22 protein-coding genes are annotated in these 26,642 nt (G+C 73.5%); 14 read left to right on the top strand and 8 right to left on the bottom strand.

What is annotated here, in order from left to right; all coding sequences use genetic code 11:
• Nucleotides 1-64: 64 nt before the first annotated feature.
• Entirely contained in the window at nt 65-2,788 is a 2,724-nt protein-coding gene (gene polA, locus AC3IYI_RS09525; protein WP_489409760.1) for a DNA polymerase I, read from the top strand.
• Nucleotides 2,789-2,826: 38 nt separating this feature from the next.
• Here polA and AC3IYI_RS09520 read toward each other — a convergent pair whose 3' ends face one another.
• Nucleotides 2,827-3,678 carry a DUF4184 family protein gene (locus tag AC3IYI_RS09520; RefSeq protein ID WP_489409759.1) on the bottom strand — a complete coding sequence of 284 codons (852 nt, stop codon included), beginning with the start codon at nt 3,676-3,678 and terminating at the stop codon, nt 2,827-2,829.
• Between the two features lie 187 nt (nt 3,679-3,865).
• Between AC3IYI_RS09520 and AC3IYI_RS09515 the strand changes: the two genes are divergently transcribed.
• The 3 genes from AC3IYI_RS09515 to pgfA all read left to right on the top strand — a co-directional run bounded on the left by AC3IYI_RS09515 (nt 3,866) and on the right by pgfA (nt 6,536).
• Entirely contained in the window at nt 3,866-5,236 is a 1,371-nt protein-coding gene (locus tag AC3IYI_RS09515) for a lytic transglycosylase domain-containing protein (RefSeq protein WP_489409758.1), read from the top strand.
• A gap of 167 nt (nt 5,237-5,403) precedes the next feature.
• Nucleotides 5,404-5,544, top strand: coding sequence for an SPW_0924 family protein (locus AC3IYI_RS09510; RefSeq protein WP_489409757.1), 141 nt, complete (start codon nt 5,404-5,406; stop codon nt 5,542-5,544).
• A gap of 14 nt (nt 5,545-5,558) precedes the next feature.
• Nucleotides 5,559-6,536 carry a cell envelope lipid trafficking protein PgfA gene (gene pgfA / locus AC3IYI_RS09505; protein WP_243338280.1) on the top strand — a complete coding sequence of 326 codons (978 nt, stop codon included), beginning with the start codon at nt 5,559-5,561 and terminating at the stop codon, nt 6,534-6,536.
• On the opposite strand, the gene AC3IYI_RS09500 is transcribed toward pgfA, so the two are convergent.
• Nucleotides 6,526-9,216 (bottom strand): ATP-dependent RNA helicase, encoded by a 2,691-nt coding sequence (locus AC3IYI_RS09500; protein ID WP_489411484.1) that lies wholly within the window; start codon nt 9,214-9,216, stop codon nt 6,526-6,528. The two genes, pgfA and AC3IYI_RS09500, sit on opposite strands and share 11 nt — an antisense overlap.
• Nucleotides 9,217-9,235: 19 nt before the next feature.
• Complete coding sequence (locus tag AC3IYI_RS09495) at nt 9,236-10,084, bottom strand: class I SAM-dependent methyltransferase (RefSeq protein WP_489409756.1); 849 nt, start codon at nt 10,082-10,084, stop codon at nt 9,236-9,238.
• 358 nt (nt 10,085-10,442) lie between these two features.
• On the opposite strand from AC3IYI_RS09495, the gene rpsA reads away from it, so the two are divergent.
• The 5 genes from rpsA (at nt 10,443) to AC3IYI_RS09470 (ending at nt 15,491) form a co-directional block, all read left to right on the top strand.
• On the top strand, nt 10,443-11,960 hold the full coding sequence (rpsA, locus tag AC3IYI_RS09490; protein ID WP_489409755.1) for a 30S ribosomal protein S1: 1,518 nt from the start codon (nt 10,443-10,445) through the stop codon (nt 11,958-11,960).
• A 203-nt stretch (nt 11,961-12,163) separates the two neighbouring features.
• Nucleotides 12,164-13,102, top strand: coding sequence for a PAC2 family protein (locus AC3IYI_RS09485; RefSeq protein WP_266909595.1), 939 nt, complete (start codon nt 12,164-12,166; stop codon nt 13,100-13,102).
• Between the two features lie 106 nt (nt 13,103-13,208).
• Nucleotides 13,209-13,817 carry a dephospho-CoA kinase gene (gene coaE, locus AC3IYI_RS09480; protein WP_489409754.1) on the top strand — a complete coding sequence of 203 codons (609 nt, stop codon included), beginning with the start codon at nt 13,209-13,211 and terminating at the stop codon, nt 13,815-13,817.
• 284 nt (nt 13,818-14,101) lie between these two features.
• On the top strand, nt 14,102-15,037 hold the full coding sequence (locus tag AC3IYI_RS09475; RefSeq protein ID WP_489409753.1) for an alpha/beta hydrolase: 936 nt from the start codon (nt 14,102-14,104) through the stop codon (nt 15,035-15,037).
• Nucleotides 15,038-15,095: 58 nt separating this feature from the next.
• Nucleotides 15,096-15,491, top strand: a complete 396-nt coding sequence (locus tag AC3IYI_RS09470; protein WP_489409752.1) for a tetratricopeptide repeat protein — start codon at nt 15,096-15,098, stop codon at nt 15,489-15,491.
• 73 nt (nt 15,492-15,564) lie between these two features.
• Here AC3IYI_RS09470 and AC3IYI_RS09465 read toward each other — a convergent pair whose 3' ends face one another.
• Both AC3IYI_RS09465 and AC3IYI_RS09460 read right to left on the bottom strand, forming a co-directional pair.
• Entirely contained in the window at nt 15,565-15,822 is a 258-nt protein-coding gene (locus tag AC3IYI_RS09465) for a DUF6343 family protein (protein ID WP_489409751.1), read from the bottom strand.
• 85 nt (nt 15,823-15,907) lie between these two features.
• On the bottom strand, nt 15,908-16,555 hold the full coding sequence (locus AC3IYI_RS09460; RefSeq protein WP_489409750.1) for a hypothetical protein: 648 nt from the start codon (nt 16,553-16,555) through the stop codon (nt 15,908-15,910).
• A gap of 147 nt (nt 16,556-16,702) precedes the next feature.
• On the opposite strand from AC3IYI_RS09460, the gene AC3IYI_RS09455 reads away from it, so the two are divergent.
• The 3 genes from AC3IYI_RS09455 (at nt 16,703) to AC3IYI_RS09445 (ending at nt 22,499) form a co-directional block, all read left to right on the top strand.
• A complete protein-coding gene (locus tag AC3IYI_RS09455) occupies nt 16,703-18,016 on the top strand; it encodes a helix-turn-helix domain-containing protein (RefSeq protein ID WP_489409749.1) in 1,314 nt (437 codons plus the stop codon).
• A 398-nt stretch (nt 18,017-18,414) separates the two neighbouring features.
• Nucleotides 18,415-21,294, top strand: coding sequence for a DEAD/DEAH box helicase (locus AC3IYI_RS09450; protein ID WP_489409748.1), 2,880 nt, complete (start codon nt 18,415-18,417; stop codon nt 21,292-21,294).
• Nucleotides 21,291-22,499 carry an SWIM zinc finger family protein gene (locus AC3IYI_RS09445; RefSeq protein ID WP_489409747.1) on the top strand — a complete coding sequence of 403 codons (1,209 nt, stop codon included), beginning with the start codon at nt 21,291-21,293 and terminating at the stop codon, nt 22,497-22,499. Before AC3IYI_RS09450 ends, AC3IYI_RS09445 begins: the two co-directional genes overlap by 4 nt.
• On the opposite strand, the gene AC3IYI_RS09440 is transcribed toward AC3IYI_RS09445, so the two are convergent.
• Nucleotides 22,480-23,025 (bottom strand): hypothetical protein, encoded by a 546-nt coding sequence (locus tag AC3IYI_RS09440; protein WP_489409746.1) that lies wholly within the window; start codon nt 23,023-23,025, stop codon nt 22,480-22,482. The two genes, AC3IYI_RS09445 and AC3IYI_RS09440, sit on opposite strands and share 20 nt — an antisense overlap.
• Before the next feature lie 163 nt (nt 23,026-23,188).
• On the opposite strand from AC3IYI_RS09440, the gene AC3IYI_RS09435 reads away from it, so the two are divergent.
• Complete coding sequence (locus AC3IYI_RS09435) at nt 23,189-23,905, top strand: chaplin (protein WP_489409745.1); 717 nt, start codon at nt 23,189-23,191, stop codon at nt 23,903-23,905.
• On the opposite strand, the gene AC3IYI_RS09430 is transcribed toward AC3IYI_RS09435, so the two are convergent.
• A complete protein-coding gene (locus tag AC3IYI_RS09430) occupies nt 23,898-24,572 on the bottom strand; it encodes a DUF2293 domain-containing protein (protein ID WP_489409744.1) in 675 nt (224 codons plus the stop codon). The two genes, AC3IYI_RS09435 and AC3IYI_RS09430, sit on opposite strands and share 8 nt — an antisense overlap.
• A gap of 140 nt (nt 24,573-24,712) precedes the next feature.
• Between AC3IYI_RS09430 and AC3IYI_RS09425 the strand changes: the two genes are divergently transcribed.
• The gene (locus AC3IYI_RS09425) at nt 24,713-25,102 is read left to right on the top strand and encodes a cupin domain-containing protein (RefSeq protein ID WP_489409743.1); all 390 of its coding nucleotides are present in this window, start codon (nt 24,713-24,715) and stop codon (nt 25,100-25,102) included.
• A 75-nt stretch (nt 25,103-25,177) separates the two neighbouring features.
• Here the strand turns inward: AC3IYI_RS09425 and AC3IYI_RS09420 are convergent, their stop codons facing one another.
• On the bottom strand, nt 25,178-26,623 hold the full coding sequence (locus AC3IYI_RS09420) for a WGR domain-containing protein (RefSeq protein ID WP_489409742.1): 1,446 nt from the start codon (nt 26,621-26,623) through the stop codon (nt 25,178-25,180).
• Nucleotides 26,624-26,642: the final 19 nt, after the last annotated feature.

Genomic DNA, 26,642 nt, shown 5'->3' with positions numbered 1-26,642 from the left:
GGCCTCCCCGCCCGGCCGCGCAGCCCGTCCGGATTTGTCATTGGGGGCGCCTAGGATCGGGGGCGTGGCAGATTCAGCATCGAAGAAGACCGACCAGCCGACCGCAGCGGACCGCCCCCGCCTGATGCTCATGGACGGGCACTCCCTGGCGTACCGGGCGTTCTTCGCGCTGCCCGCGGAGAATTTCACCACCGCGACGGGGCAGCCGACCAACGCCATCTACGGGTTCGCGTCGATGCTGGCGAACACGCTGCGCGACGAGGCGCCCACGCACTTCGCGGTGGCGTTCGACGTGTCCCGCAAGACGTGGCGCTCGGCGGAGTTCCCCGAGTACAAGGCGAACCGCTCCAAGACCCCCGACGAGTTCAAGGGGCAGGTGGAGCTGATCGGCGAGCTCCTCGACGCGATGAGCGTGCCGCGCTTCGCGGTCGACGGCTTCGAGGCCGACGACGTGATCGCGACGCTCGCCACGCAGGCCGAGGCCCTCGGCTTCGACGTGCTGATCGTCACCGGTGACCGCGACTCCTTCCAGCTCGTCTCCGAGCACACCACCGTGCTCTACCCGACCAAGGGCGTCTCCGAGCTGACCCGCTTCACCCCCGAGAAGGTCGAGGAGAAGTACGGGCTCACCCCCCAGCAGTACCCGGACTTCGCGGCGCTGCGCGGCGACCCGTCCGACAACCTCCCCGGCATCCCGGGCGTCGGCGAGAAGACCGCAGCCAAGTGGATCACCCAGTTCGGGTCGTTCGCGGAGCTCGTGGAGCGCGCCGAGGAGGTCAAGGGCAAGGCCGGGCAGAACTTCCGCGACCACCTGGACGCCGTGAAGCTCAACCGGGTCCTGACCGAGATGGTCAAGGACGTCGCCCTGCCCAAGACCCCCGCCGACCTGGCCCGAGCCCCCTACGACCGGAGCGCCGTCACCGGTGTCCTGGACGTACTGGAGATCCGCAACGCCTCCCTGCGCGAGCGGCTGCTCGCCGTGGACCCGGGCGCCGCCGAGGAAGAGGCCCCCGCACCGGCCGCGGCCGCCGTCGAGCTGGACGGCTCCGTGCTGGGCGCCGGCGAGCTCGCGCCGTGGCTGGCGAGCCACGCGGGCAGCCCGCTCGGCATCTCCACCGTCGACAGCTGGGCGCTGGGCACCGGCAACGTCTCCGAGATCGCGCTGGCCTCGGCCGGGGGAGCCGCCGCCTGGTTCGAGCCGTCCGCGCTGGACGAGGCCGACGAGCAGGCCTTCGCCGCCTGGGCCGCCGACGCCGCGAAGCCCAAGGTGGTGCACAACGCCAAGGCCCTGATGCGGGTCTTCCCCGAGCACGGCTGGACCCTGGCCGGGGTCGCCACGGACACCGCGCTCGCCGCCTACCTGATCAAGCCGGGCCGCCGCTCCTTCGCGCTGGACGTGCTCTCCCAGGAGTACCTGCACCGGGAGCTGGCGCCCGCCGCCGCCGACGGGCAGCTCGCCTTCGGCGCCGACGACACCGCCGAGGCCGAAGCCCTGATGGCGCAGGCCCGCGCCGTCCTGGACCTCGGCGACGCCTTCGCGGTGAAGCTGCCCGAGGTGGGCGCGGCCGAGCTGCTCCACGACATGGAGCTGCCCACCTCCGAGCTGCTGGCCCGCCTGGAGCGGGCCGGCATCGCCGTCGACCGGAGCCACCTGGAGGGCATGGAGCTGCAGTTCGCGGGCGCCGTGCAGCAGGCGGTGAAGGAGGCGCACGCGGCGGTGGGCCACGAGTTCAACCTCGGCTCGCCCAAGCAGCTCCAGGAGGTCTTCTTCGGCGAGCTGGACCTGCCGAAGACGAAGAAGACCAAGACCGGCTACACCACGGACGCCGACGCGCTCGCCTGGCTGGCCACCCAGACCGACCACGAACTGCCCGTGATCATGCTCCGTCACCGGGAGCAGGCCAAGCTGCGCGTCACCGTCGAGGGCCTGGTCAAGATGATCGCCGCCGACGGCCGGGTGCACACCAGCTTCAGCCAGACCGTCGCCGCGACCGGACGGCTGTCCTCCACCGACCCCAACCTGCAGAACGTGCCGGTGCGCACCGACGAGGGCCGGGCCATCCGCCGCGGCTTCGTCGTCGGCGAGGGCTACGAATCCCTCATGACCGCGGACTACAGCCAGATCGAGCTGCGCGTCATGGCCCACCTCTCCGAGGACGAGGGCCTGCTCGAAGCCTTCCAGTCGGGCGAGGACCTGCACACCACCGTCGCCTCCCAGGTGTTCGGCGTCGAGCGCTCCGAGGTCGACGCCGAGATGCGGCGCAAGATCAAGGCCATGTCCTACGGTCTTGCCTACGGGCTCTCCGCGTTCGGCCTCGCCCAGCAGCTGAACATCGAGCCCGGTGAGGCCCGCGGCCTGATGGAGACCTTCTTCGAGCGCTTCGGCGGAGTCCGGGACTACCTGGGCCGCGTCGTCGAGGAGGCCCGCGCCACCGGCTACACGGCCACGATCCTCGGCCGCCGCCGCTACCTCCCGGACCTCAACAGCGACAACCGCCAGCGCCGCGAGGCCGCCGAGCGGATGGCCCTGAACGCGCCGATCCAGGGCACCGCCGCCGACATCGTCAAGGTCGCGATGCTGCGCGTGGACAAGGCGATCACCGGGGCCGGGCTGACCTCGCGGATGCTGCTCCAGGTCCACGACGAAATCGTGCTGGAGATCGCGCCCGGAGAGCGAGAGCAGGTGGAGGAGCTGGTGCGCCGCGAGATGGCCGCCGCCGTCGACCTGCGGGCCCCGCTGGACGTGTCCGTGGGCGTCGGTCCCGACTGGGAGTCCGCCGCGCACTGACCGCCCGAGCCTGTGGTCCGGGCAGCGCCCGTCCCCGCCTACGCGGTGGGGACGGGCGTTCTCGCGTCCTCCTCCGAGCGGTCGCGGACCCGCCGGTGGAGCAGGCGCACGAGGACCCCGTACAGCAGCAGCCCCACGGCGAGTCCGCCGCCCGCGCCGAAACAGACGGTCGGGATGATGTCGAGCGGAGTGCGGATCCGGTCGAAGAAGGTGAAGAAGCGCAGCACGCGCAGGGTGACCCCGACCGTCACGCACACGAGGACCAGGGCGAGCGCGCCCCACACCTCCGCCCGGCCGAGCACCGGGACGGACGCGGGGGCCGGCGAGTCCGGCAGCCGGCGCAGCGCGGTCGCCGTGAACCAGACCAGGCAGTAGGCCGCGAGCGCCGAAGTCCCGTACTGCAGGTACGAGTAGAGGGGCAGCCCGAGGGCGAGCGGCTCGCCCAGCTCCGGCAGGGTGCGCGTTCCGAAGCGGTCGACGTGCGTGAAGGCGTCCCACACCACGTGCGTGAGGGAGCCGATGACCGCCGAGAGGTAGAACCAGAGGGCCAGTGCGGGCAGTCGGCGCCCGCGCCACTCCTCGCCTCGGACGAAGGCGTGCACCCTGCCGCGGCGGCCGCGGGGCAGGAGCGCGAGCAGCGGTTCGCGCAGCAGCAGCCAGCACGCTGCGAGGACGGCGGTCAAGGCCGCGTCGGCGGTCAGGACGCCGGGCAGGGAATGCGTGAAGGTGCCGTACGGCTTGAGGCCCGAGACCACCGTGTCGGCGAAGTAGAAGGTGTCCGGAGCGAACGACCCGAGGACCAGGGCCGATCCGACGAGGGGGCCCCGCGCACGACCGGACCGGCGGACGGCCGGAAGCACGGCGGCCGCGTGGCTGAGAGTGAACGGCATGGGACCTTGTCTCGGGGGCTCGGCTCATCGACCGGTGCGGTCCGGTGCGATCGGGTGCCTCCAGTATCGGTGGCCTGGGAACTCGTGAGGACATGAGGAAATCGTGAATTCCCGCCCACGATGCGTGCCCTGTTCAGCCAGTTGACGTAGGGTCACGCGGACGTCTAGGGGGAGGGGGGTCCGGCTCATGACGGCTCGGATTCGGATACCGGCACGCGCGGCCGCGGGGATATCGACCCGGTTCGGCCGGGTGGTGCGCAAGGGCGGGGCCGCCGTGTTCGTCTCCGCTCTCGTGGCCGCCGTGCTGACCGCCTCGCAGGGACCGGTCGCGGCCGGCACGGACGCGGCTGCGGGGCCCGCGCCCGTGCCCGACGGCTCCGCGGGGGACGGCTCCTACTACACCGCGCTGCCGCCGCTGGTGAGCCCCGAGCCGCCGGCCGTGCTGCTGCCCGAGGACGGGGCGGCGCCGCCCGTGGTGCCGGCCGCCGCGGATCCGGGGCCGCGCACCGAACCCGTGGCCACGGGCGGGGCCGAGGGCGCGCAGGGCATACCGGCGACCGTGCTCGCCGCGTACCGGGGTGCGGAGCAGGCGGTCGGCAGGAACGACCCCGGATGCGGACTGCGCTGGCAGCTCCTCGCGGCGATCGGCAAGGTCGAGTCCGGGCAGGCGCGCGGCGGCCAGGTCGACGCCTCCGGTACGACGCTGCGGCCGATCCGGGGGCCCGTGCTCGACGGCAACGGCTTCGCGAACATCTCGGACACCGACGGCGGGGTCTTCGACGGGGACTCCCGCTACGACCGTGCGGTCGGGCCGATGCAGTTCATCCCGTCCACGTGGGCCTCGTGGGGCCAGGACGCCAACGGCGACGGCCGGCGCGACCCCAACAACGTGCACGACGCCGCGCTCGCGGCGGGCCGCTACCTGTGCGCCGGTACGCGTGACCTGCGGGTGGACGCGGATCTGGACCGGGCCGTGCTGTCGTACAACCACTCCTCCGCGTACCTGCGGACGGTCCGGTCGTGGTTCACGTACTACCTCAAGGGCGCGCACGAGGTCCCGGACGGCCGTGGCGGTGGTGCCGGTACGGGTACGGGTACCGGTGGCAGTGGCGACCCGGTGGTGACACCCCCGAAGCCGAGCCCGAGCCCGACGCCGACTCCGACGCCTAAGCCCACGCCTTCGCCGAAGCCGACACCTACGCCTACGCCGAGCCCGACGCCGCCCCCCAGCCCGACTCCGACGCCGACGCCGAGCCCGAAGCCGACGCCTACCCCGAGCCCCACACCTACTCCGACTCCGACGCCGAGCCCGACGCCGAGCCCGACTCCGACGCCGAGCCCGACTCCTACGCCGAGCCCGACTCCTACGCCTAGCCCCACCCCGAGCCCGAAGCCCACCCCGAGCCCGACGCCGACCACGTCGACGACGCCCGAGCCCGCTCCGAAGCCCACGGCTTCGGCCTCCCCGTCGCCGCAGCCCAAGCCGTCGCCCAAGCCGTCGCCCAAGCCGTCACCGTCCGCGTCCGCCGCCGCTCCGGCGCCCACGCCGGCCCCCTGACGCCCCTGGCACGCCGGGGCCCCGCCCCCTGAACGGGGGCGGGGCCCCGGCGTGCCCCCGTGCGGTCCGGGTCCCCGCGCGAGCAGTGGCGCAAACGGTTCTCATCTGTCACCCGCATTGCTACGGTGCCACCGCCCTGACGACCAATCAGATTCCGGAGGCCCGGCATGCGCGCATTCGTCGCCGCCGCCAGCGGTCTCGTCCTCGCGGTGCTCCTCGTCTTCGCCATCACGGCGACGGGTGCGCCGGAAGGCAAGACCTCACCGAAGCCCCTGCTCACCATCGCGCCCGCCGCGCCCGGAAAGTAGAGGAGGGCCCGGCCATGCGACGCAGAGCAAGCCTCGTCCTGCTAGCCGTAGCCGTGTTCTGTGCAGCCCTCGCACCGCTGCTGCGCTGGTACGCGTACCCCAGGCTCGCGAAGATCCCGCCGAGCCAGTATCAGGAGATGGTGCTGGAGGCGAAGGACGCGACCCTCGTCGACTACTCCACCCTGCAGCCGAAGAAGGTCGACAAGGTCACCATCATCCAGACCCTCAAGGGCAACGTCGAGGCCTCGAAGTCGATCGAGGCCAGCGCCGGCAAGGACGTCGTGGTCTGGGACACGCTGACCTACATCATGGGACCGGACGGGAAGATGGTCTCCCAGATCCCCGAGCGCTACATCTTCGACGCCCACAGCCAGGACCCGGTGCACGCCACCGGCGAGGCCGTGGACGGCGACCCGGTCAAGCGCGAGGGCATCGAGTTCAAGTGGCCGTTCTTCACCGAGCCGCGCGACTACCTCTACTTCGACGCACAGACCCGCACCTCCTCGCCCATCCACTACGTCGGGCCGCGCAAGTTCAAGGGCATGGACGTCTACTACTTCGAGCAGACCGTGCCGTGGACGAAGGTCGGGCTGCCGAAGAAGATGCCGATCGAGGCCATCGACCCGGCGACGTTCGAGCAGACCACCGGAACCAGCCTCTGGTACACGACCAAGGCGATGTTCTGGGTCGACCCGGTGACCGGGGCTCCCGTCAACGCCGAGCAGGAGATCCAGCAGGAGATGCGCGGCGGGAGCATCGCGGGCAGCGCGCCCGACGGGAAGCTCACCGTCTTCGCCGGGCACGTGAAGATCCGCGAGGACTACAGCGACTACACCGTCGACCTGGTCAAGTCGAACCGGATCATGGTCCTGGCGCTGCACACGTACGCCCCGATCGGGCTCGCGGCCGGCGGGCTCGCGCTCTTCGGACTGGCCCTGCTGCTCGAGGCGCGCAGCCGGCGCCCCGAGCGGGAGGGGCCGCTCAGCGCTTGAGCCGGGCGTTGGTGTGCCGGGTGGGCTCGGCGGTCGCCGGGTCCTCGGGCCACGGGTGCTTGGGGTAGCGGCCGCGGAGCTCGGCGCGGACGGCGCGGTAGCCGCCCCGCCAGAAGGAAGCCAGGTCGGCGGTGACGGCGGCGGGCCGGCCGGCGGGCGACAGGAGATGGACGAGTACGGGGACCCCCGCGACCCGGGGGGTCTCGGCCAGCCCGAACAGTTCCTGCAGCTTGACCGCGAGGACGGGCTGCCCGTGCTCGGCGGCGTAGTCGACGCGGATCCGGGATCCGCTGGGGACCTCGATGCGCTCCGGGGCCAGCTCGTCGAGCCGGGCGGCCTCCCCGGTGGCCCAGGGGAGCAGCCGGTTCAGCGCCTGCCCCGCATCGATCCGCGCGAGGTCGCCGCGGCGGCGGGCCCGCGACAGCTCGGGCTCCAGCCAGTCGTCGGCCCGCTCCAGCAGCTCCCCGTCGTCCGCTACGCCGGGCCAGGGCGGGCCGAGCGTGCGGTGCAGGAAGCCGAGCCGGGCCCGGAGTGCCTGCGAGTCCGGGGTCCAGCGCAGGAGCCCCAGCCCCTCGGTCCGGAGTCCGTCGAGGAGCGCGGCCCTGACGAGGTCCCGGTCGGGGTCGCGCAGGGGGCGTGCGGCGAGCTCGATGGCACCGAGCCGGGTGACCCTGCGGGCCACGAGGTCGCCGTCCTCCCAGTGCACCTCTTCGCCCTCGCGGAACAGGTGGCCCGCCGCCGCTCGGGCGGTGTCCTCGTCGAGGAGGGCCCCGAGGCGGATGCGGGCGGACGCGGAGTGCGGGGGCCTGTCGGCGACGGCGATCGCCAGCCAGGGCGCGCTGCGCAGCCCCGAACTCTCGCCGAGCTCGGCCCCGGTGCCGGAGGCCATGAGGAAGGCCCCTTGGCCCTTGGCCTTGGCGACCCGTTCCGGGAACGCGAGCGCGGAGACCAGTCCGGCGGCGGCGTCGTGGGGGACGGGCCCTGCGGGGCCTTCCCCCACCCCGCCCCTTCCCGAAACCGGGGCTCGGCCCCGGGCCCCATACGTGCGCTGCGCGCCCGTGCCCTCAAACGCCGGGCGGGCTGGATCTTCCAGCCTCGCCGGCGTTTGAGGCGCGGGGTCTGGGGCGGAGCCCCAGGAATCGGGAAGGGGCGGGGTGGGGGAATGCCCCGCAGGGCCGCCTTCCGTCGCGGCGCGCTCCAGGCGCCTGGCCTCCGCGCGCCAGCGCGATGCGTACGGGTCGCCGCCCGCCAGGGCCCGCCGCCAGGCCGCGGCCAGGTCGTCCCCGTACTCCCGCGGCGGCTCTTCGCTCAGCAGGGCCACCAGTTCCGCCGCCCGCCGGGGCCCCAGCGCGGCGGAGCCGTCGAGCAGCGCCCGGGCGAGGCGCGGGTGCAGGCCCAGCCGGGCCATCCGAAGCCCCCGCGGGGTCGGCCGCCCCGCCGGGGACACCGCGCCCACCGCGAGCAGCACCTCCCGGGCCGCGGCCATCGCTCCGGCCGGCGGCGGATCGAGCAGGGCCAGGCCGGTCGCGTCCGGGTCGCCCCAGCAGGCGGCCTGGAGGGCGAACTGCGCGAGGTCCGCGATCCGGATCTCGGGGGAGGGGTAGGCGGGCAGCCGCCCGTCCTCCGCTTCGGCCCAGCAGCGGTACACCGTGCCCGGGGCCTCGCGCCCGGCCCGGCCCGCGCGCTGACGGCCGGCCGCACGGGACGCCCGTACGGTGGCCAGCGCCCCCAGGCCCCGGGCGTGGTCGACCCGGGGTTCGCGGGCCAGCCCCGAGTCCACGACGATCCGTACGCCGGGCACGGTCAGGCTGGATTCCGCGACGGCGGTGGAGAGGATGACCCGGCGGTGCGGCGCGGGGGACAGCGCCGCGTCCTGGACGGAGGCCGGGGCCCGGCCGTGTATCTGGAGGACCTCCGCGTCGGCCGCGCCGAGCTGCCCGGCGACCCGGGCGATCTCGCCGACGCCGGGCAGGAAGCAGAGGATGTCGCCGGAACGTTCCGCCAGCGCCCGCCGCACCACCGAGGCCACGTGCGTGAGCTGCGCCGGGTCCACCCGCATCCCGTGCGGCGGCCGTACCGGGCGGGCCGGCGGGGCCCACACCGTCTCCACCGGGTAGGAGACGCCGGCCGCCTCCACGACCGGGGCGCCGCCGAGGAGCCGTGCCCAGCCGTCGGCGTCGGTGGTCGCCGAGGCCGCGAGGAGCCGTAGCTCCGGGCGCAGGGTCTCCCGTACGTCCAGGAGGAAGGCGGCGACCGTGTCGGCGTCGAGGTGCCGCTCGTGGCACTCGTCCAGGATCACCAGATCGGTCCCGGACAGCTCCTGGTCGCGCTGGAGCCGCTGGAGCAGCACCCCGGTGGTGACCACCTCGACCACGGTGGACGGCCCCACCACCCGCTCCCCGCGCACCGTGAAGCCCACGGACGCGCCGACCTGCTCGCCGAGCAGCCAGGCCATTCGCCGGGCCGCCGCGCGGGCGGCGATCCGGCGGGGTTCGGCGACCACGACCCGGCGGCGCGGCCCACCCCCCACCAGCCCCGCCAGCACCAGAGGCACCAGCGTGGTCTTGCCGGTGCCGGGCGGGGCGCACAGCACGGCGGCGCCGTGGGCGTCCAGCGCCGAGACGAGCGCGGGCAGGGCTTCCCGTACGGGAAGGGCGTCGAGCTCGGCCGTACGGATCACGCGCTGTCCCGTCACCGGCTCAGTCCCGCTCGCACACGAAGATCGCCGTACCGGGGATGAGGTTGCCGCGCAGCGGGGACCAGCCGCCCCACTCCTGGCTGTTCCAGGCGGGCCACTCCGGCTCGACCAGGTCGACGAGGCGGAAGCCGCCCGCGACCACGTCCCGTACCCGGTCGCCGAGGGTGCGGTGGTGCTCCACGTACACGGCGCGGCCCTCCTCGTCCTGCTCCACGTAAGGGGTGCGGTCGAAGTAGGAGGCGGCGACGGAGAGCCCCTCGGGACCGGGTTCGTCGGGGAAGGCCCAGCGGATCGGGTGGGTGACGGAGAAGACCCAGCGGCCGCCGGGGCGCAGGACTCGGCGGACCTCGCGCATGACGTTCACGGGGTCGGCGACGAAGGGGACGGCGCCGTAGGCGGAGCAGGCGAGGTCGAAGGAGCCGTCGCGGAAAGGGAGGCGCCCGGCGTCGGCCTCGACCAGCGGGACGTCATCGCCGATCCGCAGGGCGTGCTGGAGCTGGCGGTGGGAGAGGTCCAGGGCGACGGGGCGGGCGCCCCGGGCGGCCAGCCAGCGCGAGCACTGGGCGGCGCCGGCGCCGATCTCCAGGACGTCCTTGCCCTTGAGGGCGGCGACGGGCCCGAGGAGGGCCGCCTCCGCCTCGTCCAGGCCCTCGGGTCCCCAGACGAAGCGGTCGTCGCCGAGGAAGGCGCCGTGCTCGCTCTGGTACTCGTCGGCGTTGCGGTCCCACCAGCCCCGGCTCGCCCGGCTGCTCTCCGCTTCCCCCGCGTCACGCCGCGTGGCCTCGGAATCGTCTTCGGCGGCCGATCCGGCTTCGTACGCCTCTTCGGGGGCGTAGTCCTCTTGGTTCATGGGGCCCGTCGTCGTAGTCTGCGAATGTCTGCGGAAAGCGGGCGGGAAGGGCCATTGGCGCCTGCCTGCCCACTAATTGTGCCGGTTGTGCGGTGATCCGCCCGGGGTGTGCGCCTTCGCGCATTGACCCTGTCCGGCTGCCCCCGTATGCTACAAGTTGCGCTGCGAGCCTGTGCTCCTCAGACCTAGCAGGCTGCGCTTGTATCTGTTGATGACCCCTCGGTTTTCGAGGCCCCCACCCCGCACTTCGCGGAACTGGGGCTTCCTTGGCTGTCCGGCTTCTTCGGCAGATGCCGATAAGGGCTCCCGGCGTAGCAGTACCTACGACTTTCTGTCCGTAACCGGAGCCCTTACCCACATGACGAGCAGCACCGAGACCACCGCCACCACCCCGCAGGTTGCGGTCAACGACATCGGTGACGAGGCAGCGTTCCTCGCCGCGATCGACGAGACGATCAAGTACTTCAACGACGGCGACATCGTCGACGGCGTCATCGTGAAGGTCGACCGTGACGAGGTCCTCCTCGACATCGGTTACAAGACCGAGGGCGTCATCCCGAGCCGCGAGCTCTCGATCAAGCACGATGTCGACCCGAACGACGTCGTCAAGGTCGGCGACGAGATCGAGGCCCTTGTTCTCCAGAAGGAGGACAAGGAAGGCCGTCTGATCCTGTCCAAGAAGCGTGCGCAGTACGAGCGCGCCTGGGGCACGATCGAGAAGATCAAGGAAGAAGACGGCATCGTCACCGGTACCGTCATCGAGGTCGTCAAGGGTGGACTCATCCTCGACATCGGCCTCCGTGGCTTCCTGCCGGCCTCCCTCGTCGAGATGCGTCGCGTCCGCGACCTCCAGCCCTACGTGGGCAAGGAGCTCGAGGCGAAGATCATCGAGCTGGACAAGAACCGCAACAACGTGGTCCTGTCCCGCCGTGCCTGGCTCGAGCAGACCCAGTCCGAGGTTCGCCAGACGTTCCTCACCACCCTGCAGAAGGGTCAGGTCCGCTCCGGCGTCGTTTCCTCGATCGTCAACTTCGGTGCCTTCGTGGACCTGGGTGGCGTCGACGGTCTCGTCCACGTCTCCGAGCTGTCCTGGAAGCACATCGACCACCCGTCCGAGGTTGTCGAGGTCGGCCAGGAAGTCACCGTCGAGGTCCTCGACGTCGACATGGACCGCGAGCGTGTCTCCCTGTCGCTGAAGGCGACGCAGGAAGACCCGTGGCAGCAGTTCGCCCGGACGCACCAGATCGGTCAGGTCGTCCCGGGTAAGGTCACCAAGCTGGTTCCGTTCGGTGCGTTCGTCCGTGTGGACGAGGGCATCGAGGGTCTGGTCCACATCTCCGAGCTGGCCGAGCGCCACGTGGAGATCCCGGAGCAGGTCGTCCAGGTCAACGACGAGATCTTCGTCAAGGTCATCGACATCGACCTCGAGCGTCGCCGGATCTCGCTGTCCCTGAAGCAGGCCAACGAGTCCTTCGGTGCCGACCCGGCCTCGGTCGAGTTCGACCCGACCCTCTACGGTATGGCTGCCTCGTACGACGACGCGGGCAACTACATCTACCCCGAGGGCTTCGACCCCGAGACCAACGACTGGCTCGAGGGCTTCGACAAGCAGCGCGAAGCCTGGGAGGGCCAGTACGCCGAGGCGCAGACGCGCTTCGAGCAGCACCAGGCTCAGGTCATCAAGAGCCGCGAGGCCGACGAGGCCGCCGCTGCCGAGGGTGCGGCCGCTCCGGCCGCGGGCAGCAGCAGCAGCGCCGGTGCGGGCATCTCGGGCGGTTCGTACTCCTCCGAGGGTGCGGACGAGACCTCTGGCGCCCTGGCGTCGGACGAGGCCCTGGCCGCGCTCCGCGAGAAGCTGGCCGGCGGCCAGAGCTGATCGCAGCAGCACAGCGTGAGCTGAGCTGATCTTCACCGGTAAGGCCCGTCCCCTCAGGGGGGCGGGCCTTACCGCGTTGTGCGGCCGTGCCGCCGTGCCGCCGTTTCCTGTGAACACCGCCTCGTGAAAACCGTCAACTGGGGAATGGTCACGAGTCCTTGGACGTTCTTGCCAGAGAACGCGGCGGAGGAGGAGTGGTGGCGGTGCTTGATCCACAGGGGTTGTACGAATGGGACGCCAAGGGCCTGGCGGTGGCCGACCTGGCGCTTGCCCAGGACTCGGCCGGGCTGGTCATGCTCTACCACTTCGAGGGGTACATAGACGCGGGTGAAACCGGCGAGCAGATCGTCGAGCGGCTGCTCGACACGCTGCCCCACCAGGTCGTGGCCCGGTTCGACGCGGACCGCCTGGTGGACTACCGGGCGCGCCGTCCGCTGCTGACCTTCCAGCGCGACCACTGGACGGAGTTCGAGGAGCCCCTGCTCGAGGTGCGCCTCGTCCAGGACGCCACGGGCGCGCCGTTCCTGCTGCTGTCCGGCCCCGAGCCGGACGTGGAGTGGGAGCGCTTCTGCGTCGCCGTCCGGCAGATCGTCGAGCGCCTGGGCGTGCGGCTCTCCGTCAACTTCCACGGCATCCCCATGGGCGTCCCGCACACCCGGCCCGTCGGGATCACCCCGCACGGCAACCGGACCGACCTCATGCCGGGACACCGCAGCCCCTTCGACGAGGCCCAGGTACCCGGCAGCGCCGAGTCACTGGTCGAGTTCCGCCTCGGCCAGGCCGGGCACGACGTGCTGGGCGTCGCCGCCCACGTACCGCACTACGTGGCGCGCTCCCCGTATCCCGACGCCGCGCTGACCGCCCTGGAGGCGATCACCGCCGCGACGGGGCTGGTCCTGCCGTCGGTCGCGCACGCGCTGCGCACCGAGGCGCACCGCACGCAGACGGAGATCGACCGGCAGATCCGGGAGGGCGACGAGGAGCTGGTCAGCCTGGTGCAGGGGCTGGAGCACCAGTACGACGCGGCGGCTGGGGCCGAGACCCGGGGCAACATGATCGCGGAGCCCGCGGAGATTCCGTCGGCGGACGAGATCGGCCTCGAATTCGAGCGGTTCCTGGCGGAGCGCGAGGGCGAAGGCTGAGGGGCTGGGAGCCGAGGGGCTGAGGCCGAGGAGCCGAGGAGCCGAGGAACCGCCTCAGGCCGGGGGTCTGTACGGGGCCCAGGACGCGGGGGCTAGTCTGCCGAGCATGTTGAAAGTTGGCCTGACAGGCGGAATCGGCGCCGGCAAGAGCGAGGTCTCGCGGCTGCTGGCGGGGTACGGAGCGGTCGTCGTGGACGCCGACCGGATCGCGCGGGAGGTCGTGGAGCCGGGTACGCCCGGGCTCGCGGCGGTGGTGGAGGCCTTCGGGGAGTCGGTACTGAATCCGCAGGGCGGGCTGGACCGGCCGAAGCTGGGGTCGATCGTGTTCGCCGACCCGGCGAAGCTGCGGATCCTCAACGCGATCGTGCACCCGCTGGTCGGGGCCCGGTCCGCGGAACTGGAAGCGGCCGCGGGGCCCGACGCGATCGTGGTGCACGACGTACCGCTGCTCGCGGAGAACGGGCTCGCTCCGCTGTACGACCTGGTCGTCGTCGTGGACGCGGCGCCGGCCACCCAGCTCGCCCGGCTCACGGGGCTGCGGGGCATGGAGGAGTCGGAGGCCCGGGCCCGGATGGCGGCGCAGGCCACACGGGAACAGCGGCTGGCCGTGGCCACGCTCGTGATCGACAACGACGGGCCGCTGGAGGCGCTGGAGCCGCAGGTGCGCAAGGTGTGGGAGGAACTCACGGCGCGGGCGGCGGGCGGCGGGGCCTGACGGGTGCTTGCGTGAGGCTGATCGTGACGGGTGACGGGTGACGGGTGACGGGTGACCGAGCGCATGTCCCTGGGCCGCCTCAGGTCCTGCGCGGGGCTCGGCACGCGGGGGAGGTGCCGGGCAGGTTCCGTTTCCCGCCCGCCCGCGAGGGCAGGGTGGCCGCTGCTCGTCGGCCGGACTCCGGTGGCGGCATCCGCGGTGTGACCGCACGATGCGAGACACGGAGCCGAACCGCCGCTCCCTCGAGCGCTTTGGGCACGTCCCGCCGAAGAAGGGTGCCGCGCATGCCCGTCGACCCGTCCATCGCCGCCGTGCTCGAGCAGGTCAACGCTCACCCGGCCCCCCGGGTCAGCGACACCGATCCCGAGGTGCTGCGCGAGCTGAACCGCCGGATGGGCGCAGGCCTCGCGCCGCCGGAGCCGATCGAGGTCGGCTCGGTGCAGGACACCGCCGTCCCCGGACCCGCCGGGCGGATCCCCGTCCGCGTCTACCGGCCCGACAGGGGCGGACCCGTTCCCACGGTGGTCTTCTTCCACGGCGGCGGCTGGCTCACCGGCGACCTCGACACCCATGACGACGTCACCCGGCGGATGTGCCGCGACGTGCACGCCGTGGTCGTGGCCGTCGACTACCGTCTGGCTCCCGAGCACCCCTTCCCCGCCGCCTACGACGACTGTCTCGCCGTCGCCCACCACGTCGTCGACCACATCGACGACTACGGCGGCCGACGCGACCGCCTCGCCGTGGCCGGTGACAGTGCCGGAGGCAACCTGGCCGCCGTCGTCGCCCTCACCTTCCGCGACGAAGGCCGACCGCTCGCCGCGCAACTCCTGGTCTACCCCGCCACCGACTTCGTCGGCGACCACTCCTCACGCACCGAGAACGCCACCGGCTACGTCCTCAGCGCCCAGGACGTCCTGGACCTCCAACACCTCTACGCGGGCGACGACCCCGCCGTCCGCGGCTCCTTCCGGGTCTCCCCGCTGCGCGCCGAGAGGTTCACCGACCTCGCCCCCGCGGTCATCGGCACCGCCCAGTACGACCCCCTGCGCGACGAGGGCAACGCCTACGCCGAAGCCCTCACCGACGCCGGCGTGGACGTCTTCGCCCGTACCTACGACGGACTGATCCACACCTTCCTCAACCTCTTCCCCGTCTCGCCGGCCGCCGACGCCGCCGTCACCGAGCTGTACGGCCAGCTCAAGGAGCGACTCGGCTGACGGAATAGCGGGCGGTGCGCGGGGCGTTGAACGCGCCTGTAGAGGGAAGGAACAGACCGTGTCCGATACCACGCCGCAGCTCCCGCCGCCCCCTCGGTCCGCCTCGCCCGAGACGCACGTGATCGACTACCGGGCCGCTGAGCAGCTCCTCGCCGCGCGCGACCCGCGCGGTGCGGTGAAGCTGCTCGACTCGGTCATAGCCGCCCACCCGGAGAACACGGCGGCCCGGCTGCTGCGCGCCCGGGCCTTCTTCGCCGCCGCCCAGTTGCGGCCGGCGGAGCTGGAGTTCGAGATCGTGCTGGAGCGGGAGCCGGACAACGCGTTCGCCCACTTCGCGCTGGCCCGCACCTACGAGCGCGCCGGCCGGCCGGACCGGGCCCGCAAGCACTTCCGCCTCGCGGCCGCCCTGGACCCCCAGCCGGACTACCTGGCGGCGGCCCGCTTCGAGAAGTAGCCCGGCCGGGCCCCAGGCCGGGCAAGATCCGCGAGGCCGCCCTTCGGGCGACGACGGGAGTTTGACGACAGCCCTAGTGGCCCGGGGGCTCGTACGGGGGGACGTCGCGGCCCGGCTGGTAGTGCGGGCCCTGGTGGATGTGGCGGAGCACCACGGCCAGGTCCACGGCCGTGAGCACGGCGACGGCGGCGCAGGCCGCCGCCCACCCGGGCCGGGCGGCGAGCGAGAACGCCGCCGCCCCGGCACCGGACCAGATCAGGCCCCACAGGCTCAGCCAGAAGCGCAGCCGCAGCGCGCTGCGGGCGGTCACCGGCTCGTTTCCGCTGCGCATGGCCATCGCCGCCTCGACGTCGTCGCCCGCCCCGGCTCCCCTGTCCCTTCCATGGTCCCACCGGGGTCTCGTGGCGCGTCGCGCGTCAGGGGTTGAGCTTGTTCACGGCCCTGACGGTCGTCTTCTTGAAGGCCGGGACGGGCGCCTCGTGCAGGTACCCCATCTGCCCCCACCTCACGAACGTCACCGTGGAGCCGTCGCGCCCGATGCCGAAGAGGTGGACGCCGGGCTCGGATTCCGGCATGGAGGTGTGCACCCCGTAGACGTGCGCGCCCTCCTCGACGCTGAGCTTCCCGTAGTCCTGCCAGGAGGCCGTACCGCCCGGGGTCTTGCGCAGCCAGTCGGCGGCGCAGGCCGCCACCTTGCGCTCCAGGGCCGCCTTGAGGTTGATGGCCGCGGTGCTGGAGGACGTGCGTACGGACACCTGTACCGCGTTCGTGTCGAACTCGGTGCCGAAGTCGCGGTACCAGCTCCCGGTGGCGGGGAGCACGCCGTCCGCGCAGAACGGCGGGAACTCGGGCAGCCCCTTGGTGACCTTCCCGGCGTACCAGGCGGAGGTGGGGTGCGGGGGCAGGTCGGTACCGGACAGGAAACCGGGTGCGGTGACGGCGGCCGTGGAGGTGGTGGAGGCGGCGAGGACGAGGGCGGTGGCGGCGGCCGCGGTGGCCGCGAGGACGGCGGTGGTCCGGGCGGTCGTGGCGGATCGGGTGGATCGGGCGGTGCGTCGGAACATGGTCGCTTCTCCCCGTGTGGTCCGTGATGGTGCGGCGGTGTCTCTGGAGAAGGCTGTACCCCGGCTCCGGCCCACACCGACGGTTCGGGACGAATTCGGGACGGTGGAACGGCCGTACGCACCGTCAGCTGCGGGAACATCCTTGGCATGGAACGGAACTCCGGGACGGGGAGATCGGCCGAGGCGCAGGCGTTCGCGCGGTCGATGAGGGAACTGAAGGAGCGGAGCGGGCGGAGCTACGGGGCGCTCGCGCGAGGGCTCCACACGAGCACGTCGACCCTGCACCGGTACTGCAGCGGTGAGGCGCTGCCCGCGGAGTTCGTGGTGGTCGACCGCTTCGCGCGGGCCTGCGGGGCGACGCCGGCGGAGGCGGTGGAACTGCACCGGGCCTGGCTGCTGGCGGACGCGCGGCGGCGGGCGGTCTCGGTGGTGGAGGCGTCGCCCGTGGGCGAGGGGGGCGGCCGGGCGGCCCCGGAAACCGAGCCGGAGGCGGCGGCCCCGGATCCCGATGTTCCGGGGGCGCCGCTGCCGCGCCGGTCCGGGCGCCGGCTGCTGCTGGCCGGGGCGGTGGCGGCCGCGGTCGTGGCCCTCGCGGTGGGCGTCGGATGGCTTGCGCAGACGGGTCAGGACCACCGGGCAGCACCCCAGGCCGGACCGACGGCGCCGGTGGCGGCCACGGGTACGGCAGGGCCGTCTCCGTCGGCGACCGCGCCGGGAGGCACCCGGCCCGCGGCGACGCCGACGGGCCCGGCGGCGGGCGCCTCTACGGGTGCTCCCACGGGCGCTTCGACGGGCGCGACGGGATCGCCGACCGGACCCGCGGCGACGGGCGGCCCCTCACCGGCCTCCCCGCCCCTGCGCGCGGCCGTACGGTCGCACGTGTGGGCGGCGGCCTGCGACCACGCGTACCTCGCCGAGCCGGCGCCCTCGGCGGTGCCCCCGCCGCCGGTGGAGGCGGACGCACCCGCGTGGGCGGCGGGGCGCGGGGCCGTCCACGCGGGGACGCAGATCGTGGAGGTCACCCTGCTGGGCACGGGTCCGGACGCGGTGGTCCTGGAGGACTTGGAGGTACGGGTGGCCGGGCGGCGGTCCCCGCTGCCGTGGAACGTCTACGAGATGTCGCAGGGCTGCGGCGGAGGGCTCACCCCGGCCGGTTTCGCGGTCAACCTGGACGCGCCGCGCCCACTCGCCCGGCCGGTGGCCGGCAACAACGAGGGGGAGGAGATCGCGGCACCCGCCTTCCCGCTCCGTGTCTCGGCCACCGAACCGGCCGTCCTGCGGGTGGTGGCGAGCAGCACCGGATGCGACTGCGACTGGTCCCTGGATCTCCGCTGGAGCGGCCCCACCGGCTCCGGCACCCTCCGCCTGGACGAGGGCGGCCGGCCCTGGCGCATCTCCGCCGTCTCCTCGGACCGTCCGGTCTACGGCTACGCCCACGAGCGGGGCCGCTGGGCCCGGTGAACGCCGAGCCGCCGAGTGCCGGGCCGCGGCAGCACCGTACCGCCGTGCTGCCCTGCCGCCGGGCTCCGAGGCTGCCCGGCCGCCGTACCGCCGTACCGCCGGCCACCGGGCTGCGAGGTGCCGTACCGCCGGGCCACGGGGGTGCGGGCCACCGGGCCGCCAGCCGCCGGGCTGCGAGGTGCCGTAGCGCCGCACCAGGGGGACGTCGGGGTGCGGGGCTGCCCGGCACCCGTGCCGCCGGGCCGGTGGGTTCCTGGTTCTCCGGATCGCCGGATCTCCGGGGAACGCGCAGCTCAGCGGCATTGTCAGTGCTCCCGCCTAGACTCGACGGCAGACGGGATCCGTCTGACCGCGAAGGTGACGACGGAGACCGCGCAGAGCGCGAGAGGGGGGACACGATGGCCACGCCGACGACGCGGCACGCACCGGCGCAGCCGCCCGCGCCCGGGTCCGCCCTGCCGCGGCACGCCGCCGTGTTCCTCCCCGCCGCCGTGCCCCGCGAGAGCCGCATCGCGTTCTGGGCCCCCGACGGGGACCCCCTGCCCACCGAAGGCACGCCGGCCACGCTCCAGGTGGTCCGCCCCCATGGCGAGGGCGGCATCCGTACCCGCACGGTGCCCGCCGTCACCCTGACGGTCACCGCGGCACTGCCCGTGCTCGTCCGCGCGGTCCGCAGACCCGCCACGCATCCCGCGACCCGCGCCTGGGGGACCGCCGCCGTCCAGGCGCTGTCCCTCGTCGCGCGGGGCCGGCTGCTCCCGGGGGTGACCCCTGAGGGTGTCGACGCCTGGCGGGCCGGGCCCCTGGACGCCGAGGACATCGGGCACCTGCGCGCGGTCGCCGCCGCCCTGCCCCACGAGGGGTACGCCACCCCGCTCGCCGGACGCCGCCCGCTCCACCTGCCCGAACCGGAGGCGCTGGTCAGGGCGTTCCTCGACGCCGTCGCCGACAGCCTGCCCCGGACTCCGGCGGCGCCCTTCGCCGCGGGCCGGCCGTTCGCCGCCCGCGAGCCGCAGCAGGTCCCGGGGATACGGGACTGGGCCGCGCAGGTCGCCTCGGGCGCGGACACCGGAGTCGGGATCTCGCTCCGCCTCGACCTGTCCTCCTTCCGCCTCTTCGACGAGGCCGAGACCGGTACGGAACCGGGGGAGGACGTGCGCCGCGCCGGTGCCGCCGTCGTCCAGGTGCACAGCCTCGCCGACCCGACCCTGATCACGGACGCCGCGATGCTCTGGGCGGGTGCCGCCGCGGCCGGCTTCGGACCCCGCGCCCGGATCGACGCCGTCCTCGCGCTGCGCCGGGCGGCCCGGGTCTGGCCGCCGCTGCTGCGGCTGCTGGACCAGCCGGTCCCCGATGTCCTGGCCCTGTCGGACCCCGAGCTCGAAGACCTGCTGGGCCGGGCCGCCACGAGGCTGGGGGAGGCCGGAGTCCTGGTCCACTGGCCGCGCGAGCTGGCTCGTACGCTGTCCGCGACCGCGGTCGTACGGTCCACCGCGCCCGGTTCCGCCACCGACGGCACCGCCTTCTTCGACGCCGAGCACCTCTTCGCCTTCTCCTGGGAGCTGGCGCTCGGCGGGGACCGGCTCACCCCGGGGGAGATGGACGCGCTCGCGCAGGCCCACCGGCCCGTGGTGCGGCTGCGCGACCAGTGGGTGCGGGTCGATCCGGAGCTGGTGCGCAAGGCGCGCAAGCGGGAGCTCGGTCTGCTCGACCCGGTGGACGCGCTGGCCGCCGTACTGACGGGGACGGCCGAGGTCGAGGGGGAGCCGGTGGCCGCGGTGCCCGTGGGGGCGCTGGCCGCCCTGCGGGACCGGCTGACCGGGGAGCTGGCGCCGTTGCCCCAGCCGGCCGGGCTCAAGGCCACCCTGCGCGACTACCAGGCCCGCGGGCTCGCCTGGCTGGACCTGATGACCTCGCTCGGACTCGGCGGCTGCCTCGCCGACGACATGGGCCTGGGCAAGACCGTCACCCTGATCGCGCTTCACCTGCACCGCGACCGTCCCGAGCCGACGCTGGTGGTCTGCCCGGCCTCGCTGCTGGGCAACTGGCAGCGGGAGATCGAGAGGTTCGCCCCCGGCACGCCGGTGCGCCGCTTCCACGGCGCCGGCCGCAGCCTCGAAGGGCTGGCCGACCAGCCCGCCGGGGGATTCGTCCTCACCACCTACGGAACCATGCGGGCGGGAGCGGCCCGGCTGGCGGAGCAGCCCTGGGGCATGGTCGTCGCGGACGAGGCCCAGCACGTCAAGAACCCGCACTCGGCGACCGCGAAGGCGCTGCGCACGATCCCGGCGCCCGCCCGGGTGGCACTGACCGGCACCCCGGTGGAGAACAACCTCTCCGAGCTGTGGGCGCTCCTCGACTGGACCACGCCCGGACTGCTCGGCCCGCTCACCGCGTTCCGGGCCCGGCACGCCCGGCCCGTGGAGCACCAGACGGAGGAGGACGGGGGCAACGAGGCGGCGGTCGCCCGACTGGCCGCGCTGGTGCGGCCCTTCCTGCTGCGGCGCAAGAAGTCCGATCCCGGTATCGCGCCCGAGCTGCCGCCGAAGACGGAGACCGACCACCCCGTGTCCCTCACCCGCGAACAGGCCTCCCTCTACCAGGCGGCGGTCGACGAGGCGATGGCCGTGATCGGCGCGAGCGAGGGCATCGAGCGGCGCGGCATGATCATGAAGCTGCTGGCCTCGCTCAAGCAGATCTGCAACCACCCGGCGCAGTATCTGAAGGAAGAAGAGCCGCGGATCGCGCACCGCTCCGGGAAGCTGGCCCTCCTCGACGAGCTGCTCGACACGATCCTGGCCGAGGGCGGCTCGGTGCTGGTCTTCACGCAGTACGTGACGATGGCCCGGCTCCTGGAGCGCCACCTGACGGCGCGCGGGATCTCCCACCAACTGCTGCACGGGGGCACGCCCGTTCCGCGCCGCGAGGAGCTCGTGGACCGCTTCCAGGCGGGCGAGGTCCCCGTGTTCCTGCTCTCCCTCAAGGCCGCCGGCACCGGCCTCAACCTCACCCGCGCCGGCCACGTCATCCACTACGACCGCTGGTGGAACCCGGCCGTCGAGGAACAGGCCACCGACCGCGCCTACCGGATCGGCCAGACCCAGCCCGTCCAGGTCCACCGCATCATCGCCGAAGGCACCGTCGAGGACCGGATCGCCGAAATGCTGGAGGCGAAGCGGGCGCTGGCCGATGCCGTGCTCGGCTCCGGCGAGACGGCGCTGACCGAGCTCACCGACCGCGAGCTGGCCGATCTCGTCTCCCTGCGCAGGCCCGTATGATCACCGCGCGCGACGACCGCCGCCGCACCTTCGAGACCGTGCCGCCGGGGGTGGAAGCCGTCAGCTGGTGGGGCCGGGCCTGGGTGTCCGCCCTGGAGACGGTGGCCCGCGACGGAGCCCGTCTGACCCGGGGGCGGACGTATGCCGCCGAGGGCCACGTCGACGCCGTCACCATCACCCCTGGCCGGATCGTGGCCTACGTACGGGGCAGCCGGCCGCGGCCCTACCGCACCGAGCTGTCCCTGCCCGCCTTCTCGGACACCGAGTGGAGCGAGCTGCTGGAATCGGTGGTGGCCGATCCGACGGCGCTCGCCGCGCTGCTGGAGCGGGAGGTTCCGGAGTCCCTCGCCGAGTCGGTGCTGCCCGGTGCGGGAGAGCTCGTGCCGCGCTGCTCCTGCCCCGACGTCGCCCGCCCGCCCTGCAAGCACGCCGCCGCCCTGTGCTACCGCGCGGCCCGGCTCCTGGACTCCGACCCCTTCGTCCTGCTCCTGCTGCGCGGCCGCGGCGAGCGGGAGCTGCTGGAGGAGCTCACCCGCCGCAATGCCGCCCACGCCGCGCGCGAACAGCCCGACGGGACACCGGACTTCCCCGGCGTACCGGCCCGTGGCGCGCTCGCCCGTACCGTCCTGCCGCCGCTGCCCGCTCCCCTGGCGGCGCCCTCCGCCGTCGGGCTGCCGCCCGCGTATCCGGCCGACCCGGCGGCACCGGACCCGCTCGCCCTGGACCAGCTCGCCGGGGACGCGGCCGCCCGCGCCCTGGCTCTGCTGCGCACCGCCGAGGATCCGATGGCCGGGCTGAGCCGCTGGCAGGACGCCGTCCGGCTGGCCTCGGCCCACCCCACGGCCGGGCTCACCGGCGCCGCCCGCGCCCTCTACCGGGAGCTGGCCCGCGCCACGGGGCGCAGCACGACCGACCTGGCGCGGGGCGCGGCCGCCTGGAGGCAGGGCGGTCTGCCCGCCCTGCTCGCCCTCGAAGAGCCGTGGGACCCGCCCGCCGGCCCCTTCGACCGGGCCCGCCCTGCGCTCCTCGCCGCCGCCCAGGGCTCTTTCCGCCCCGACCGCAACCGGCTCACCGGTTCCTACCGCCAGCTCCGGCTCGGCCGGGACGGCCTCTGGTACGCGTACGAGAACCGCCTGGGCGACGACGACTGGTGGCCAACGGGCCGCCGCCCCTCCCCGGACCCGGTCACGGCCCTGCTGGACTGAGCCCGGCCGCCCAGCGGTCGAGGGTGGCGAAGTCCTGGGGGCGCAGCCCGTGGCGGGGGTGGATGCGCAGGAGCAGGGCAGGGGCCGGGTGGTGGGCGGCGACCCAGGAGCGGTCCCGGGGCGTGATCAAGTCGTCGACCCAGGCGAAGGGGCGGCCGGCCGCCCATTCCACGAGCGGGCGGGTCTTCCAGAAGAGGCCGTCGGGGTCGCGGGTGAAGAGTTCCGGCCACTCGATGACAGGAAGATCAGCGGGTAGTCCGATGTGCGGGGAGATCAGCGTGTTGGCCTCGTGCGTCCAGGCCGTGGCCCAGGCGAGTTCGTAGGGCAGGGCCAGCAGCCGGGCGCCGTGGGCCGGGTGCAGGCGTACCCGCAGACCGCGCCTGGTGCTGCGGGATTCCGGTGCGCGGTAGGACAGCCAGATGCTCGGACACATCCGGTGACTGGTGTATCCGCGGAGACCTGCGAGGCGGGACCGGAACGGATTGAGGGGGCCGTCCACGTCGAGGAGGAGCAGCGGGCGAGTCATGAAGTAGGGATTACCCAGTACACGATGGAGTGAAATGCATACCGGCCCTATAACCCGAATGGGGTTACGGCGTTGTTTCCGGTACGGGTGCAAGGCCCGTGGACCCTTCCGGAAGGCAGGAAAACTGATGCGTCACAGTCGTCGGAATGGCTTGATCGCTGCGGTGGTTGCGGGGGGTGGACTCGCGGTCGCGGGTGTGGGCGGCTTCGCCTACGCCTACGCCGACGCGGAGGCGGGCGGGCAGGCCGTGCGTTCGCCGGGGGTGCTGTCGGGGAATCTGCTGCAACTGCCGGTGAGCGCCCCGGTGAACGTGTGCGGGAACACCGTGAGCGTGGTCGGCGTGCTCAACTCGGCGGCCGGTAACCGGTGCGTCAACGCGGACCAGGGCGGTGGGAGGCCGGGCGAGCCGGGGCATCACGGGCCGCGGCCGTCCGACCTCTCGCACCCTTCGAAACCCGGCGCCGGAAACGGTGCGGGGAACGGCGGGCAGAGCGGCCACGACCGAGACGGCGGGCACGGCGGGCCCGGCCGGGGTGCGGTGGCCGATGGGCGCGGAAAGGATTCTCCGGGGCTGCTGTCCGGCAACGGGCTCCAGCTCCCGGTCGAGGTGCCGGTCAACATCAGCGGCAACGCGGTGAGCGTCGTCGGCGTCGGCAACTCCTCCGTGGGCAACACCTCCGTCAACGGCCCGGCCCCGGTCGTCGGCAAGCCCGTCCAGCCGCCCGCGGCCGTGCGGCCGGTCACCCCGCCGGCCCCGCCGCGCAGCCACCCCTCGGCGCTCGCCCACACCGGGGCCGAGAACGTCGGCTACCTGCTGTCCGGCGGCGGCGCCATGCTGCTCGGCGGAGTGCTGCTCTACCGCCGGTTCCGGCTCAACTAGCCTGCGCGGGTGCCTGGGAAGCCGCCCGCCAGCCGTCCAGGATCGCGTCGATCCGGGGCGCCAGCCGGGCCCGGGCCGCGAACCGGGGCAGGCCGCCCATCAGCAGGGAGTCGTACTCGGTGTCGAGGTGCCGCACGGCCGCCCGTACCGCCGCGTACACGGCCGGCGGGTCCAGGGCCCGGCCGGCCGCGCTGCGGCCCACCCGGCCGCTGCCGCGCACCGAGGCGTGCGCGGCGATGGCCTGGGCCCGGCCGGCGGGGCACCCGGGGAACAGCCGCAGGATCTCGGCGGCGAAGGCCGCCGTGAACTGGGTGTCCTCGGCCGCGCGGCGCAGCCGGTCGCGCTCCCGGCGGCGGGCCCGCGCCTCGGCGTCCGCGAGGCAGGCCCGCTCGGCGCGGGCCAGGGCCGCGTCCTCGACGAGGATCCCCAGGCGCTCGTAGCGGCGGCGGCGCCGGTGGAAGCGGACGACGACGGCGGACAGCGAACTGGCCTCGTGGGCCCGCCGGGTGAGGGCCGTGTCGCCGCGCGGCAGGTAGACGAGGTGTCCGAGGTCGGCGCAGTCCAGGCAACGGGGCACACCGGCCTCGCGGACGAGGCGGCGCAGCGGGCCCTGCCTGCACTCCGCGCAGTGGATCTGCTTCGTCGACTCGAAAACGACCAGGCTCATGTCGAAGTGATACCGCCGTTCAGGCCGTATATCACCTTGTACGTATGGGCACTTGCGGTTTCACAGAGTCTTCCCTGACCTCATGGTGTCCTCCTACCGTGAGTCGAGTGGGCCGCGTCCGGTCCATGGAGGAGGGAAACATGGCTGGACGGCAGGCGACGGCCGGGCGCCCGAGGGTTGCGGGCCGGCGTCCGAAAGCGGAGGTGGCCTCCGACCTCGTGGTGAGAGAGGTCGAGATAGAGCCCGGAGGCTGCACCGGCTGGCACTACCACCGCGTCCCGCTGATAGCGGTGGTCAAGTCCGGCACCCTGACCCGGATCCTGCGCGACGGCACGGTCGAGGTGCATCACACCGGCACCAGCTTCGTCGAGCCCGCCGGCCGCCGCCACGTCCACCTCGGCCGCAACCTCGGAACCGAGACGGTCGTGCTCTGCGTGACCGCCGCCCTCGCCGAGGGCGACCCCTTCGCGCTGCCCGCCGAGGCCCCGCCCGGGGCCATGTCCTGCGCGTGCCCCACGCGGACGCGGTGAGCTCCGGCCCGTCGACCTCGCCCCCGTCGACCTTGCCCCCGTCGACCTCGCCCCCGTGAAGCTTCCGGTTACCGCTCAGACGAGTCGGCGGATCTCCCCGCGCACGCGGTAGAAGCCCCCGGCCGCCGGGTGCAGGCCGTCCACCACGTACCGGGCGCCGGCCTCCCGTATCCCGCGCGGGAACTGCACGTTCCAGGAGGGCTCGAACCCGCCCGACACCACCTGTACGCGCATCCGCTGGCCCTGCTGCACGCACTCCACGACCACACCGCCCGCGGGCATCGAGGACACGGACACCGTCGCCACCGCGGCGGGGGTGGCGGCCGGGGTGAAGACGGGCAGGGCGGCCGCAGACTTCACGTCCACGGGTGTCGGCACCGACCCCTCCCGGGCGGCCGCGATCGCAGCCTCGCTCGCGTCCACGCACACCAGCGAACCGTCCGTGGTCACCAAGTACAGCCGCTCGTCCAGATACTGCATGGACAGCGCGGCCCCGCTGCCGGTGCCCAGCTTCCACAGCCGCCGCCCGTCGGCGTCGAAGCAGTACACGGACGACGCCAGGTCGCCGGCGAAGACGTGCCGGCCGTCCGGCGAGGTCGCGCACGAGTAGACCGCCGCGTCGCACCGGTACGTGGCCTCCAGCGCGCCCGTCGCCTTCGACAGCCGCTGCACGGTGTTGCGGCCGGTCCCCGCGTACACCGCGTGGTCCTCCTGCCAGCCGAACAGCACCGCCCCGTCGGTCTGCGTGTGCCACAACTCCCGCCCGCCGTCCGGGGCGTAGGCCGTGACCCCCTTGCCGTGGCCGTGGTAGACCGCCCGCTCGTCCGCGCGCACCATCCACGCGTTCGTACCGGCCGAGCGCCGCGACCACTGGAACTCGTCCTCGTGGTCGATGACCGTCAGCCCGCCGTTGCGGTCGGACACGTTCAGCACGCCCTCGCGGATGTCGAGCCAGAAGATGTCCACGTCGGCCGCGATGTCGTACGCCCCGAACGGCACCTTCGAGGACAGGTCGTAGACCGTGCCGTCGTCACAGCCCGCGTAGATCCAGAAATCGTCCGCCACCAGGCACTTCACCCCGTCCGGCAGCGAGTACCGGGCCAGCACCTCACCGTCGTGGCTCACCGTGTAGACGTCTCCGGCCTGGTTGCCGACCCAGCAGCGGTCCTCGTCCACGTGGATCCCGAAGGCGGAGGAGCCCGTACGCAGCCGCCACAGCACGGGGGCCGTCGCGCGTGCGGTGGACGGGGTCGCGGTCACCTGGCGGCGCGTCACCGACCGGGCCGCGCGAGCCCCTTGCACCGCCGGGGCGTAGCCCTTGCGGACCTTCTCCCCGACCTTCTTGGCGGCGGCCGCCCGCGCCTTCTCGGCGGTCGGGAAGGAGGAGTTCTGCAGCTGGCCGTCCGCGCCGATGCGTCCGTACCGCACCGAGACGGCGGTGCCGTCGACGGTGACCTCGTAGAACTTGTGGGCTCCGCCGTCCTCCTGGGACAGCTCCAGATACGTCGTCTCCCGAGCCATGACAGACCCCTCCCCAAGG

It is taken from the genome of Streptomyces sp. GL_148 (assembly GCF_057834205.1).
This window is presented reverse-complemented; position numbering and strand designations above follow the sequence as displayed.

Coding starts and splice junctions, on each gene's coding strand:
- AC3IYI_RS09510 (WP_489409757.1), top strand. CDS start 5,404: ATGCGCGCATTCGTCGCCGCCGCCAGCGGTCTCGTCCTCGCGGTGCTC.
- AC3IYI_RS09465 (WP_489409751.1), bottom strand. CDS start 15,822: ATGCGCAGCGGAAACGAGCCGGTGACCGCCCGCAGCGCGCTGCGGCTG.
- AC3IYI_RS09430 (WP_489409744.1), bottom strand. CDS start 24,572: ATGAGCCTGGTCGTTTTCGAGTCGACGAAGCAGATCCACTGCGCGGAG.
- AC3IYI_RS09475 (WP_489409753.1), top strand. CDS start 14,102: ATGCCCGTCGACCCGTCCATCGCCGCCGTGCTCGAGCAGGTCAACGCT.
- AC3IYI_RS09455 (WP_489409749.1), top strand. CDS start 16,703: ATGGAACGGAACTCCGGGACGGGGAGATCGGCCGAGGCGCAGGCGTTC.
- AC3IYI_RS09520 (WP_489409759.1), bottom strand. CDS start 3,678: ATGCCGTTCACTCTCAGCCACGCGGCCGCCGTGCTTCCGGCCGTCCGC.
- AC3IYI_RS09445 (WP_489409747.1), top strand. CDS start 21,291: ATGATCACCGCGCGCGACGACCGCCGCCGCACCTTCGAGACCGTGCCG.
- rpsA (WP_489409755.1), top strand. CDS start 10,443: ATGACGAGCAGCACCGAGACCACCGCCACCACCCCGCAGGTTGCGGTC.
- AC3IYI_RS09460 (WP_489409750.1), bottom strand. CDS start 16,555: ATGTTCCGACGCACCGCCCGATCCACCCGATCCGCCACGACCGCCCGG.
- AC3IYI_RS09425 (WP_489409743.1), top strand. CDS start 24,713: ATGGCTGGACGGCAGGCGACGGCCGGGCGCCCGAGGGTTGCGGGCCGG.
- AC3IYI_RS09420 (WP_489409742.1), bottom strand. CDS start 26,623: ATGGCTCGGGAGACGACGTATCTGGAGCTGTCCCAGGAGGACGGCGGA.
- pgfA (WP_243338280.1), top strand. CDS start 5,559: ATGCGACGCAGAGCAAGCCTCGTCCTGCTAGCCGTAGCCGTGTTCTGT.
- AC3IYI_RS09495 (WP_489409756.1), bottom strand. CDS start 10,084: ATGAACCAAGAGGACTACGCCCCCGAAGAGGCGTACGAAGCCGGATCG.
- AC3IYI_RS09440 (WP_489409746.1), bottom strand. CDS start 23,025: ATGACTCGCCCGCTGCTCCTCCTCGACGTGGACGGCCCCCTCAATCCG.
- coaE (WP_489409754.1), top strand. CDS start 13,209: ATGTTGAAAGTTGGCCTGACAGGCGGAATCGGCGCCGGCAAGAGCGAG.
- AC3IYI_RS09450 (WP_489409748.1), top strand. CDS start 18,415: ATGGCCACGCCGACGACGCGGCACGCACCGGCGCAGCCGCCCGCGCCC.
- AC3IYI_RS09515 (WP_489409758.1), top strand. CDS start 3,866: ATGACGGCTCGGATTCGGATACCGGCACGCGCGGCCGCGGGGATATCG.